This window comes from Paenibacillus sp. P4_A9, assembly GCF_056402415.1.
On the sequence record NZ_JBFUHL010000001.1, the window covers coordinates 13,733 to 27,696 of the forward strand.

The following is a 13,964-nucleotide window of genomic DNA, read 5'->3' on the forward strand; positions in this document are numbered from 1 at the left end:
TGTCCCTTTTTCTTACAGTTGTTTCTGGAATAAGCGGTAGATGATTACGGCTGATTGCGCTCGAGTTGCCGAACTTTTCGGTTCGAATGAATGAGCTGTAACGCCTTGGATGATACCACCTTGTTGCATCATTTCTACTGCTTTTACCGCATAGTCAGCAATACTGGATTTATCGGTAAACGACTGTTCCACAGAAGCACCCTTCAAATTTAATTGAAGCAACTCTGCTGCGCGATAGGCCATCACAGCCATATCTTCTCTTGAGATCGGATCATTGACACCAAAACTTCCATCTGTCTTGCCTTGCACAATACCTAGTTTCTCCGCAGCTGCGATTGAGCTATAATACCACTCGCCCACTTTAACATCACTTAGTGTGCTAATCGCCTTGTTATCAGCAAGTTCGAACGCTTGCATCAACATTTTCACATATTGTGCACGAGTCACTTGGCTGTCTGGAAGAAATGCATGACCACCCATCCCATCAATGACACCTCGGGCTGCGAGCGTTTCAATCCCTGCCTTCGCCCAACCAACATGTGCAATATCATCGAAGCTAACATCTACGTAGGCCGCTGCATATTTGCTAAAGTGTGCTGGCTTAAACTCCACTTTGCCTGTCACAGCATTGTAAGCTCCATTCGTAACCGGTTGAATCAATCCATTCTCATCCAAATAGTATACGACGATCTTACCTGCTTCTTGGCCAGGTTTCAAAGTATAATCTAACGACACGAATACATGGCCGTTAAAATTGGATATCTTCTTGCCATCTACGCTTAAATTGAACTCATACACCGGATTACCATTCAAAAGCTCTTGAGCTTGCGTGGAAAGCGAGGACACTTCGACCTTGCTAACCGACAGCTCCACTTGTGATGATGCATCACTCACATGATCTTTGAACCACTGGGAATCAAGACTCACTGTACCTAACCCCGTTGAGATCTCAACCTTCGGAGCCTGCTGACCCGCTGATGGATGGAATGACTCTGCTGGCAGCTTCACCTCGACAGCGTTAAAGCCTGCAGCAGAACTGAGCTCGATTGTGATCGTTCCGCCATTAGCAGATTGGATGGCTTTGCTCAAATCCGCAGAATTAATATCTGCAATTGCATGACCGCTTGCATCAACATTTACTACATGTTTGATGGAGCCTTTTGGTAGTTCAGATCCAACAGGAGGAATGAATCCGTTACCGGTACCGGTATCTCCTGGTTCAGTACTAGCCGCCTTAATCCTAATAACTACACTACCCATAGCACCTGAACCATCATTAGCCATGGCTGTGATCTTTACTTTGCCTTCCGCAACTGCCGTTAAAAGTCCGTCCACGTTGATTGTCGCTAAATCCGTTGTAGAACCATCTTCTTGGTAAACAGCCCATGTCACCGAATTGTTCGCGACCGCTTCTGGCGTAACATTAGCGCTGAATTGCAGCTGTTGTCCAACCGTTATTTCATTAGCAGCGCTGGAAATATCAACTCCGGAAGCCAGTACTTCTGTTGCGCGAATATTCGGCTTCGGAGGCGTATCCATACCATTACCTAGATAAAAACTAGTGTGCGGCGGTTGATTATAACCCGTATTTTGCCATGCAATACCCAGTCTATAAACAGGATCGTGCATGAGCGTATAAATACGTTGGTCCGTTAGATCTGTCGTCGAATAAATTCGCAGCGCAGTACTGTCTTCTGTTCTTGCAATTACCTCTTCGCGCCAGTCACCGAGGATGTCCGCTTGCAACGCCGGGTTGCCTTTCGTATCATTATTCGAGTATGTTCCATTGAACATTGCGATGTTTTCCAATTGGTTCGTTTGGTAATTCCACTTATCAATTTTGGGGATACCCACTCGAAGCGGTTCATCTAACCACTTATGGTCGAGCAGCTCTCTTCCCAGATCGCCATCCCACCAGATCGCAAAGTTAGAGGATGGAATCGAAGTTGATATCTTTTCACCTTTGGATGAGAATAAAGAACCTGCTGTACTGTTCCATTCACCGCCAATGTTCCATGCTTCTTCACCTTTGTATCTCGGGTCAATATCAGCCGTCAGACCACGTCCTACATCAAGTCCAAGCTGTGGTTGCCCCCAGAGAACTCGACCTGTCTTCGCATCCTTTAAATCTGAGGAATAGGGTGCCGTTGTCGTTTCTTGAACAGCGAATAACTCCAACCCCAACCGATCAGGATCTAGGTCGCCTAAGTGCATCGCATCCCCGTGTCCTAAAAGTGAATTCCATAAAGGTGTGCCGTCGTCGTTAATTGCTGCTGCACCTGTAACAATTTCATCCTTGCCGTCCCCATCGATGTCAGCAATGCTCAGTTGATGATTTCCTTGTCCTGCGTAAGACGTACTGCCGGGATTTTTAGTATCGAACGTCCATAGTTTGGTAAGCTCGCCATCTCTCCAGTTATAAGCAACAAAAACCATTCTTGTATAGTATCCGCGTTGCATAACAATACTCGGTCTTTCTCCATCCAGATAGGCGATGGCTGCGCCAAATCGGTCTACACGATTACCGTAGTTGTCGCCCCAATCGTTGACATTACCCCTTTCTGGTTCGTATGCATCTGTCGCGAGCATTTTACCTGTTGCACCTTCAAAGACTGTATGAAATTCCGGACCACTCAAAATATAGCCGCTGGCATTACGGTGATCTGCAGTTGCATCGCCTATCACATTACCTGTGCCATCAATTGTTCCATCAGCCGTTCGGAAGGTGACTTCCGCCTTGCCGTCGCCGTCCAAATCGTAAACCATGACATCCAAATAGTGAGCCCCTGCCCGAATGTTTTTGCCCAATTCGATTCTCCATTTGAACGTTCCGTCAAGTTCATAAGCATCCACATACGTATTTCCTGTATAGCCAGCAACGGAATTATCCTTGGAATTCGTAGGATCCCACTTCAGTACGATTTCATACTGTCCGTCCCCATCGAGATCACCAACTGTAGCATCGTTGGCACGATAGGAGTAAGTGTCACCCAGAGGCGTAACGCCGTCTGCTGGTTTCTGGATCGGTACGTTCAAGTAGTTCATATCCCATACATGAGCTGTTTCGGAACGCTTCTGCTCAATGCCATTCAGCACGGGGATTACATAATAAGTCGAATCGGCGTTGCCTAGCTCATCTTCATAGTTCGTACTGCCTGCAATCGGATTCTGATTAATCTTCAATCCGTTACGATACAGATTAAATGAAATCTCTTCCGGGTCAGTACCTAACAAGCGCCATCCTACATATACGCTGTTGCCATCTTTCATAGCTACCAACCCACGGTTAAGGCCTTCCATTTGCCTTGCAGGTAGTGCTGTTGGCGTTGCAGATACCGTCACACCCGAGGATTCAATAGGCGCCTCACCCTCATACTGGTATACACCTTTCACCAAATACGTATAGGTCGTACCGTTCGTAAGTCCTGTCAGGGTTGAGATATACTTGCCTTTGGCTACCGTATCAACCAGTGTAAGAGATTGATCGTTGTTAACTTGGTATATATTGGCTTTCTCGTAGGAAGTATCCATCGTTTCTTCCCAACCGATTTGTACTTTGGTATCATGTGCTTCCGTAGTCAGATAGTCCAAATTCGGAGCCTTGCTTAGTTTATTGACATTAACGGTATATGTCTTCGAAATATCTATATACACATTTGACGTGACCGTCACGCCAATACTGGTTGTGTTTCCTGTAAGGGTGACAGGTGCTGATGCTCCGCTGACCACTTCCGCACCTCCAACTCGAACGGTTGAACCGCTTGGGTTGCTAGCAGTCGGATTAACCGAGAGTGAATTGACGGAGTATGGAACGTCTATTGTGTAATTGTCTACTTTTGGATCAAAATTCGGTACTAATTGCGGGACAATGTCCCCGCTACTTAACTGGAGATTGTTTAAATTCAAGTCCAACGCCGTTACTCGTACATTGGCAAGATTGATTTTCCCTCCACTACGGGTCATGGAGAATCCAAAACTACTTATTTTCGAAACATTCGTATTATTAAAAGTTTCCGGCCAGGTAACGCTTGTCCCATCGTTTAGATCGAGGATACGCACCGTATTAGTTCTTTGCGGAATATTAAATATCATTTGAAAACGATACCAATGCGATGTATTGTAAGTAATCTGACTGGTGCCGTTAAATCGTTTGATCAAGCCTGCATCGAGCTGATACCGCAGCGCTGCTGAAGTCGTCGCATTTACTTTACCATCCATCAAAAACAATGTTGCGCCCTTATTCGTAGGCAAGTTAACATCAAACTCGAAAATCATACCCGCGTTCTGTGCGGTAAATCGTTGTCCTAGATAGGCAGAAGCATCAACACCATGGCTAATGGAAGCATAAGTTGACCCCGATACCGTCTGCTCCTTCACGATATTGATTTCAGGAGCAGTTCCCTCTTTGGTCCATGTATTGCCGCTTCCTATCGTCAGTAAGCCTGCTGGATAGCTGCTAAAGTCGTCAGATACAAGAGCGGTATCTGCAGCAGAAGCAGGAACAGGACCTACTAACATAGACATGAGTAGAGTTGCTAAAATTGTACAAGATAATAGCTTCGACAATAAACGTTGACCACTTCTTAGCTTCTTAGAGATTGTTAGCATATAGCCTCCTAATAACGTGTTGTTATCCACATGATTTCACAGTGGGATGAGTTCAATTATAGAAGTTCTATTTGAAAATAGAATTTAAATAACAGACTCTAATGTTTAATTATCAGAGCGCATTTTTCGACAAAGACGAGCATATTTAGGTAAGTTATAACGAAGAAGGGGACCAAGTAAGGTCCCCTGTTTTAAGCTTTCTATTACTTTTTGTTTTTGTCCAAAATAGCTGTTGCGTCTTTACGGAAGGATACAGCCGCTTCTTGAACCGTAATTTTCTTGTACATTATTTTCTCAGCTGTATCTTTAAGCAGCTTCTCGATTTCGATGGAACCAACTGGGTTCGGAGGATCCATTGGAGCACTGTTTTTCTCAGCCCATGCGACATAGTCAAATACTTTAATTTCATTCGGGCTTAACAACGGTTTCAAAGCTTCTTTCACTTTGGATGCTACTGGCACTCCGCGCTCGCCTTTAATGATTTTGTTCGCTTCAATATCATTGATCCAGAAATCAATAAATTTAGCAGCTTCTTCTTGTACTTTGGAACTGCTTGAGATGGACCAGTACATACTTGGTTTCAAGAATAAACCTTTGTTCGCATCTGGACCTGGCATTGGCTGCAGGACAAGCTCACGTTTAGATGCTGTTGCTAGACCAATGAATTGATTAGACCAACCATTGGAGGAAATGGAATTCCCCAATGTCAACTCGTCATCTTCCGGTGTACCTTTCTTTTGTGCAGCTTTATCAAGCGCCAGCACGCTTCCAGCGTCGTAATATTTCTGAGAGCGAGTGAAATAATCAACAAACAGCTTATCGTCGGTATAACCAAGGGCAGTGCCTTCCGCGTTATACATTTTTTGACCTAGTGTACGCAGGTAATACGGGAAGAAAACGTCATCACGGAAGCCGCCCGTGATTTTGCCCGCAGCTTTCGCTTTGGCAGTAATCGCATCCATGTCACTCCAGGTCCAGGTCTTCTCAGGAGGTGTAATACCTGCTTTTTTCAGCATCTCGAAGTCCATGACGCTGGTCAGTGCATTAACCCCTATGTTCATAGCAACGAGCTTACTGCCCACTTGACCACCTGATAAGGCATTTGGACTCACGTCGTCCACATTAAGAATTTTACTCTTCGTAAATGGTGTCATATCCGCCAATTGATTTCTTCCACCGTATTGCGTCAAATACGAAATGTCCATTTGGATAATATCTGGAAGTTGGTTCGCAGCAGCCTGCGGAGCTAGCTTTTTCCAATAATCATCAAAAGCAGCATATTCAGCCTCAATGTCAACATTCGGATGTGCTTTCTCGTACATTTCAATGATTTTAAGCGTATAATCGTGGCGCGCTTGACCACCCCACCATGCCATACGAAGCTTGACTGGTTCCTTACTCGCGTTAACTGTTGCACTAGGAGTCGTTGTTGTTGGCGCTGTTGTAGCTCCTCCACTTTGGTTACTAGAAGTACCTGAAGAACAAGCGGTTGCAGTGAAAATCATGGATAATGACATTAATGTGACAATTGCCTTTTTCATGGTTTTTCTCCCCTTTGTACGTACATTTCAGAAACCGTAATCGCTTACAAAGCTATTATCTGATATCTACTAACATTTGGTAATGCAAAAAACCGTTTTCTTTGTTCAATTTTCAGTTCCAACTTAACGTGTGGAAATAGAAAAGACAGTACCTACGAGTAGGCACTGTCCCTTAAATGATGCGTTATCCGATCAATCTCATTAATCCTTTGTACTCTAATTCCTCGAACTTGCTAATAACCTTCTCCCGCTCCATCGCCCACTCGCAATCTTCAAGTGCACAAGCGACTGGCGCATCCAAACGAATCGTCGCTAGATCAAGCGATAGATGAAGCATATCTAGCTCAGCCTCGATCTTAGCACGTACGCCTTTCGGAAGTGCAGCTAAGTTTTCTAGGATACCCGCGATGTTCTGGTACTCATTTAGCAGCTTCGTCGCTGTCTTCTCCCCAATCCCTTTGACCCCAGGGTAATTATCCGCCGTATCTCCCGTTAATCCCTTAAGATCAATGATTTGAGCTGGAGTCAGACTCTTCTCTTCCATGAGTGTATCTAGCGTATACACCATGTAGTTGGATTGCCCTTTCTTCATAATAATAACTTCGGTGTTCTCATCCACAAGCTGGAGCATATCATGATCCCCGGTTAAGATTTGCACTTTCGTGTGAGGGCTGTATGTACGAGCCAAAGTACCGATACAATCATCGGCTTCATAGCCAACTACGCCTACATTCGGAATGTTAAAGCTGGCTGTCACGTCTTTGACCAAATCAAATTGTGGGATTAACTCCTCTGGAGCAGGTCCGCGATTCGCTTTGTAGGCTTCGAACTTCTCCGTACGGAAGGTCTTGCTACCCATATCCCAACAGCACACGACGTGAGTCGGCTTGAAGGCGCCGATCGCATCTAGCAAATATTTCAGAAATCCGTATACACCGTTAATCGGCACACCTTTATCGGTTCTCATGATGTAACCGCTAGATGAAGTAGCGTAGAAACCGCGAAATAATAAGGCCATGCCGTCAACGAGCAGCACAGTTTCAGATGATTTTGATGACATTTATGATTGCTCCCATTCCTATGAAAATATGAATTCGTTACGAGTAGTATAGCACGGGACATGTGTTCCCGACACGCAAAAACCCGCCATCAGTAAAAGTTACCAATGACGGGCTTGTATGTACGATGTGTTTAGCGGCTCGTATGCCATTTAATTTCCTGAATGAATTCCGTGATGGATTCGTTCAAACGCGCGGAGATTTCATCATCCAGAATCGCTTGTCCCTGCTCGCCCCATGTCACTTGTTTATCAAGTACATATACGCCTTGTAAAATGTTCTGTGCGCCTAACACAGACAATACCGGCTTGAGCGCGTAATCGATCGCCAGCAAGTGTGCGTAGGTTCCTCCAACCGCAAGTGGAAGTACGATTTTACGCTCGAGCCCTTTTTGCGGCAACAGATCGAGGAATGCTTTCAACACACCTGTGTAAGAAGCTTTGTAGACTGGCGTAGCTACGAAAACAGCGTCAGCTTCAGCTACCAGCTTGCTTGCATTCACAATCGCTTCACTGTCAAACTTGGCATATAACAAATCCTCTGCAGGAAGGTCGCGCACCTTAATCCACTCTACTTCCAAACCAGCTTGTAGAAGTTCACTTTTGGCAACTTCGATCACACCATGTAAGCGAGAGGTTGGAGTTGGACTTCCTGAAATAATCACGACTTTAGCCATTTGATTCACTCTCCATTTGCAATTTGTTAAACAAATGAGACTCCGCTACCTTTGCACAATACAAAGTGGGAGTCTCCTTTGTTCGGTCGACTTTTTTAATTCATAGTAATTCACTTGGGATTATAATAACATGGCTGAATTGGGACGTCAATGCGTTAGACTTAAAAGAAATTCCAACCCGGCATCCACCGTAAAAAGAACGAGTATCTAGAAGGAATCATCATGCCTGATAGAATTGGGTAGAACAGTGCGAACAGGACGAAGACGGCAACTAAGTAGCCGAATACCCATCTTCTTTTGTGCAGAGGACCCTGCTCCAAATAGTCTTTGATGTAATAGGTTAAGATCAAGACTAGGAACGGTACCATCGCAAAATAGTGATAAATAAACGTAAGTCTTGGAACCAACATCCACGGTAAATACTGAGAACAGTAAGCAATCAGCAGCATTCGCAGCAATTTATCTTTACGCTTAATCGCGATGTAGAAGGACATCAGCACTGCAATAAAGCCTGGCCACCACACGAGTGGATTACCGAAGGAAACGATGCTCGAGAGCGTGCCCTGCGGCATAAGCTTCGCTTGGTAATACCAGATCGGACGCAGCATCATCGGCCATTCCCACCAAGGTGACGAGAACGGATGGGTTGCGACTAAATCCTTATGGTATTTGTACATATGAACCTGGTAGCTCACAATATCCTTCAGCTCATGGCCTGGACCTGGAACCATTAGGAAAGGGATATAAGAGAGCGTATAGACACCGAGCGGCACGATGACAAACATGAGTACGCACCAGAGTAAGGTGAGCAGTGTATTTGTGACAAAACGTTTCTGCACACGTTGGAGTAAGGTGATTTCGTCTGCGGAAAGCTGGATGCTTTCCTCTTGTACGTCGATTGTATCTTCAGATACCGCTTCTGCTTCCGTTTCACTCGCAGGCTCGTCTTGCCTGTTCTCGCGCAGTAATCGCTTGGCAAATTGATACTCTCTGTACCGCTCCCATAACGCGATTAATAAAAGCACGGCCAAGCCTGCACCGCCGTAAATCACGATCCATTTGGAAGCAGCACCGATACCGAAGAACAGACCTGAAAGCCCTAGTGGAATTAACGTCGCCCAGAGTTTCTCTCTGAAGAAGCTCAAGGTTGTATAACGATACATGAAATAGAACATGAGCATGATGAAAAATACACCATACACATCAATCGTGGAAATTCTCGTTTGAGCAAAGTGCATGAAATCAAAGCTAAGTAAGAAGGCAGCAATAAGGGCATATTCGGAACGGCCAAACATCCGCTTCGCGAACACATACATAATAGGAATCATACCAACACCGAATAATGTACCGATGATACGCCATCCAAACGGATTTAAACCGAACACGTAAATACCGATGGAAATAAGTATTTTGCCCAGAGGTGGGTGCGTGCTTTCATAAGGCTCGATCTTGTGAAGATGCTCATAAGCCGTTCTAGCATGATAAATCTCATCGAAATACGTGCCATTCATATAGGTAGGTGTAAAAGGAACGACACTTGCCTCATCAAATAAATGAGCAGTTTTACCTTGGTCGGAGGCATTGACATCTTGTTCCTTCACACTGACAATCGGTAAAGGCGTCGTACCCCCATCTCCGAATATCCCGATTTCATGAAGATGCAGCTTGGCACTCTCTTGCGCGTCGATCACAATCTTCACATACCGCGCTTCTTTATTCGCTTCAACGGTGTGCCAAGTGAACACCTTCGTATGGTCAGATTTAACCGCCGTGGCATCTTGCCACTGCTCGCCATCTTTTGAAAACCAGTACGAATAAGCACCTTCCCCGACACCAGCAAAGCTGTTAATGCGTGTGATTTGATGCTGGGCTCCTAGATCAGCAATGACCGTCTCCCCTGCGTTCGTTGGCTGCCAGAATGTCGTCGGGTCCTTATGTCCACCAAGGTGGAACAGCGCAATGATCGTATAAACCACCACAAGAGCGCCTAAATAGATGGCATCCTTACGCGAGAAGAAGCGCCCGCGTTTGCTTCTTTCTATATGATCCTCCTTCCGATTGAAAACCGACTTCCAAAGAGAGGTCTCTCTAATATTTGTTGATTTTACCTGGGGTTCAGCTTCCACCGGAAGCACTTCATGCTTGTCTGCAGCTAGAGGTAATGTCTCCTCCGCAATCCCATCTTGATCTGATTTCACGAAAAGCCTCCATCCCAATATACATGCATAGACAAACATCATAACATTGATCGCCGATACCGTCAGCATCAAAGGATTATACCGCGGAATGTGATAGTCCTGATGAAAGCTCCGTAAGAGTACATCGCCAATATTGATAAAATGCGTGATGCTGAAGCCGATAAAAAGCCATAGAATCCGGCGATCCTTTATATAAATGAAGCTTGTTAAGACTAGCAGTAAGCCGTAGTGTAAATAGCGTTCGTGCATTTTGGTCATACACATAAACATGGCTGTGATAAAGAGGAAAGAGATATATAAGACTGCACCACGCCGATTCTTACCCATCCAATACAAGAAACAGACGTACAGGATGGACAGTACCATCAAGACAAGCCCAATCCATTTATAGGATATATGCCAAAAGCCGGTGTTGATATCAATGAAGTTCCCGCCTAAGAGTGAGAACAGATTAAACGCATTCAGTGACGCATACGGATAGGAAGCTAACGTACCCGAATACAATTCGATCATCCAACCATAGCCTCTGCCCACGGCAAAAGGAAGTGAAAGAACGGCCATTGTGGCCACACCAGTCAAAACGCTAAGCAACCAAACCATCGTATTACGTGCACGTATGACATCGATTAATAGGAAGATACCAAACAGCAGCGCCTGAGGTTTAAGTAATAGCGCAAGAGCGATAAAAAATGCGGCTTGAGGCAGCTTGCCCTTCATCTGCATTAACAATGTTGCAACAATAAACAGCATAAAAAAAGAATCCACCTGTCCCCATACCGCGGAATTCGCCCAAATGGCAGGGTTGAAGGCAAATAGGGCAGCAATCCACAGCGCTTGAATCCAGTTGCGTGCCCCTTCTCGTTTGCTGATCGCAAGGCGAAACAGCAAATAAACGGTTCCGAGATCCGCAAGGATTGCGGGTAGCTTAAGGATGATTAATGAACTCCCACTCTCCCATGGAATAGATAACTTATGATGCAAAAAACCCACAACGTATAGGACATACATGTAGCCAGGCGGATAATCCAGAAAATATTCTTTGGCATTCGTATATAAGTCCTTCAAACCTACCGTATAGGCGCGATCTGCCCACGCCATGAACGTTCGCACGTCCGTATCATAACCTACCCACGCAGGGGCCAAAATAAGTCTAAGTATGAGGCCAATCAAAAGAAGCAAACCTAATAGAAAGAATGTATAGGGAGCTAATCCCCGTTGCTTGAACCAGGTGACCATGTGACATCTCCTTAGCTTTGAACTATCCTCATTATACCTGTCCACACTCTTGCAGAAAAGGAAAAAAGCACCGACGCTAAGGTCAGTGCTTTGGTTCCATCTTTTCGATGCGCTCACAAATGTCATGCAACCAGTCATAATCCCCTGTTAGAGAGGCGCAGAGCGATAGATTTTCTAGTTTTAATCGGTTCCAAACATAGGTCGCGTTAGCTTCCATGCACAGCATTAATTCCTCTTGCTCGCCTCGAGTTAGCTCTCGGCCTCTACGTAGTGTCCATAATTCCGCCATACGTTGATGAACGGCTAACATGGTTCTTAGCCCCCTGCTCCGTGTAGTCGCTTTCATTACGTAGTATTGACAAAGTCAAGGGACTCGAAACAAGAAAAGTGCGAGACCCCACAGGAAAAAGTTCTAGAGCTTCAAGAAAAAGTTCTAGACCATGTGCGTTAATTTTCTTATAATTAAAGTAATATAAAGGCAATGCTACCTAACAGGTACAACCTCGGATTCGAATTTTTCGAATGGGGGTCAGTACCTGTTTTTTGCGTTTACTTTTACCACATAAGAAAGAATAAGTTTTCGGTTCCCGAAAACGTCTTTCTTATTGGCGATAAAACCTACATCTAAACGCGGTCGCTCATCATTGAATGGCCTCGATAGAGGTTTTCTCACAATTACCCAGAGGGGGCTTATTAGATGTCAATGGTCATTGAAGCGGTCTATCACCGCCCGAAATTGAACTGGTCGTATGCCTATGACGAGAAAACCGTTCATATAAGAATTCGTACGAAACGTGATGATGTGAAAAAGGTTTATGTGTATGCCGGGGACAAATATGCTTGGGAGCGTACCTCCGATTATTTTGACATGCGTATTCTAACAAGTGACGCGCTATTTGACTATTGGGAAGCAGCCATTCAGCCGCCTTATCGGCGCTTGCGTTATGGTTTTAAGCTGCAAAATGGGAAGGAGAAGCTCTGGTTAACGGAGCAGGGCTTTTTTCCAAAAGAACCGAAGGATTCAAACGGGATGTTTGAGTATCCTTTCCTTAACCCTGCAGACATTCTTAAACCGCCGGCTTGGGTGAAGGATGCCGTGTTTTATCAGATTTTCCCGGAACGATTTGCTAATGGCGATGCAAGCTTGGATCCAGTAGGTGTTGAGCCTTGGGGCGGTAAGCCTACTCCATCGAATTTTTTTGGTGGAGATTTGTTAGGTGTGCATCAGCACCTCGATCACTTAACAGAGCTGGGGATTAATGCGCTTTATTTCACACCCGTGTTCGAAGCGACGACGAATCATAAGTATGATACACGAGATTATATGAAAGTGGATCCTCAGTTCGGAACCAACGAGACCTTAAAAGCACTAATCGAAGCCTGCCATCTTCACGGAATCCGCGTCCTGCTTGATGCCGTATTTAATCACTGCGGGCGTACCTTCCCACCGTTCGTCGATGTGATTGAAAAGGGAGCTGACTCTCCCTATGCGGACTGGTTCCATGTGAAGGAATGGCCGCTTCGTGTCGATGATGATGGAATCCCTACGTATGAGACGTTTGCGTTTGAGCCGATTATGCCCAAGCTCAATACAGAGAACGAAGAGGTCAAAGCCTACTTGCTAGAGGTCGCTGAATTCTGGGTAAAAGAAATCGGCATCGACGGCTGGCGCCTAGATGTTGCCAATGAAGTTGACCATCACTTCTGGCGTCAATTCCACGACAAGGTGAAGCTCATCAATCCCGATGCTTATATCCTTGGTGAAATCTGGCACGATTCGATGATGTGGCTGCAAGGCGATCAGTTTGACGCGGTCATGAACTATCCTTTCACAACCGCGGTGCTCGACTTCGTGACCACAGGTAAATTAGACGCATACGGCTTCGCCAATGCGATTGGCGCTCAGCTGGCCAGTTATCCGCAGCAAGCTAACGAAGCTGCGTTCAACCTGCTGGACAGCCATGATACCCCCCGCCTGCTCACGCAGTGCGGCGAGGATAAGCGCCGGATGAAGCTGGCCGCGCTGCTTCAGTTCACTTTCCCTGGGACGCCGTGTATTTACTACGGCGACGAGGTAGGGCTTAGCGGCGGCGTCGACCCCGATTGCCGCCGCTGCATGGAATGGGACGCGTCCTTGCAGGACCGCGACCTGTTCGAGTTCTACCGCAGGCTCATCGCCCTGCGGCGCAGTTCAGAAGCGCTGCGCACCGGCGCATTGCGCTTCCTGCACGCCAAGCCGGGCGATGCGCGGCTTGTGTTCGAGCGCGTTAACGAAGATGGTGAGCATCTGCTCATCTTCGTTAACGCGGGCCGACGCTCGGCGCAGCTGAGCGTCAAGGCCTCGGGCGAGCGCCGCTGGCGCGATGCGCTCGCGGGCGACGCCGTGGCGGAGCCCGCCGGCGGCAAGCTGCGCCTGCAGCTGCCGGCGTACGGCTACGCCGTGCTGCGCGCGGAGTAGCTGATCACCGCTGAAACACCTACTCACTCAGCTGTAACGATGAAAAACACGCTTACAGCTGTTCGATCACCGCAGAAACACCTTGCCACTCTACTGTAACAGTGAAAAACACGCTTACAGCAGCTGGATCACCGCAGAAACTCCTTGCCACTCTGCTGTAACAGTGAAAAACACGCTTACAGCAGTTCG

At 46.2% G+C, this 13,964-nt stretch carries 7 protein-coding genes; 1 reads left to right on the forward strand and 6 read right to left on the reverse strand.

What is annotated here, in order from left to right; translation table 11 throughout:
* Positions 1–12: 12 nt before the first annotated feature.
* The 6 genes from AC1DVJ_RS00065 to AC1DVJ_RS00090 form a co-directional block, all read right to left on the reverse strand.
* A complete protein-coding gene (locus tag AC1DVJ_RS00065) occupies positions 13–4,524 on the reverse strand; it encodes a rhamnogalacturonan lyase family protein (RefSeq protein WP_477587504.1) in 4,512 nt (1,503 codons plus the stop codon).
* Between the two features lie 287 nt (positions 4,525–4,811).
* A complete protein-coding gene (locus AC1DVJ_RS00070; RefSeq protein WP_477587505.1) occupies positions 4,812–6,149 on the reverse strand; it encodes an ABC transporter substrate-binding protein in 1,338 nt (445 codons plus the stop codon).
* Positions 6,150–6,333: 184 nt separating this feature from the next.
* The gene (locus AC1DVJ_RS00075; protein WP_477587506.1) at positions 6,334–7,209 is read right to left on the reverse strand and encodes a 5'-3' exonuclease; all 876 of its coding nucleotides are present in this window, start codon (positions 7,207–7,209) and stop codon (positions 6,334–6,336) included.
* 131 nt (positions 7,210–7,340) lie between these two features.
* Positions 7,341–7,883 carry an NADPH-dependent FMN reductase gene (gene ssuE / locus AC1DVJ_RS00080; RefSeq protein WP_477587507.1) on the reverse strand — a complete coding sequence of 181 codons (543 nt, stop codon included), beginning with the start codon at positions 7,881–7,883 and terminating at the stop codon, positions 7,341–7,343.
* Positions 7,884–8,044: 161 nt separating this feature from the next.
* Complete coding sequence (locus AC1DVJ_RS00085; protein ID WP_477587508.1) at positions 8,045–11,317, reverse strand: glycosyltransferase family 39 protein; 3,273 nt, start codon at positions 11,315–11,317, stop codon at positions 8,045–8,047.
* A gap of 82 nt (positions 11,318–11,399) precedes the next feature.
* Positions 11,400–11,627: a DUF7667 family protein gene (locus AC1DVJ_RS00090; protein WP_477587509.1), complete on the reverse strand. Its 228-nt coding sequence runs from the start codon at positions 11,625–11,627 to the stop codon at positions 11,400–11,402.
* A 393-nt stretch (positions 11,628–12,020) separates the two neighbouring features.
* Here AC1DVJ_RS00090 and AC1DVJ_RS00095 point away from each other — a divergent pair, with 393 nt between their 5' ends.
* The gene (locus AC1DVJ_RS00095; protein WP_477588039.1) at positions 12,021–13,775 is read left to right on the forward strand and encodes an alpha-glycosidase; all 1,755 of its coding nucleotides are present in this window, start codon (positions 12,021–12,023) and stop codon (positions 13,773–13,775) included.
* The last annotated feature ends 189 nt before the right edge of the window (positions 13,776–13,964 follow it).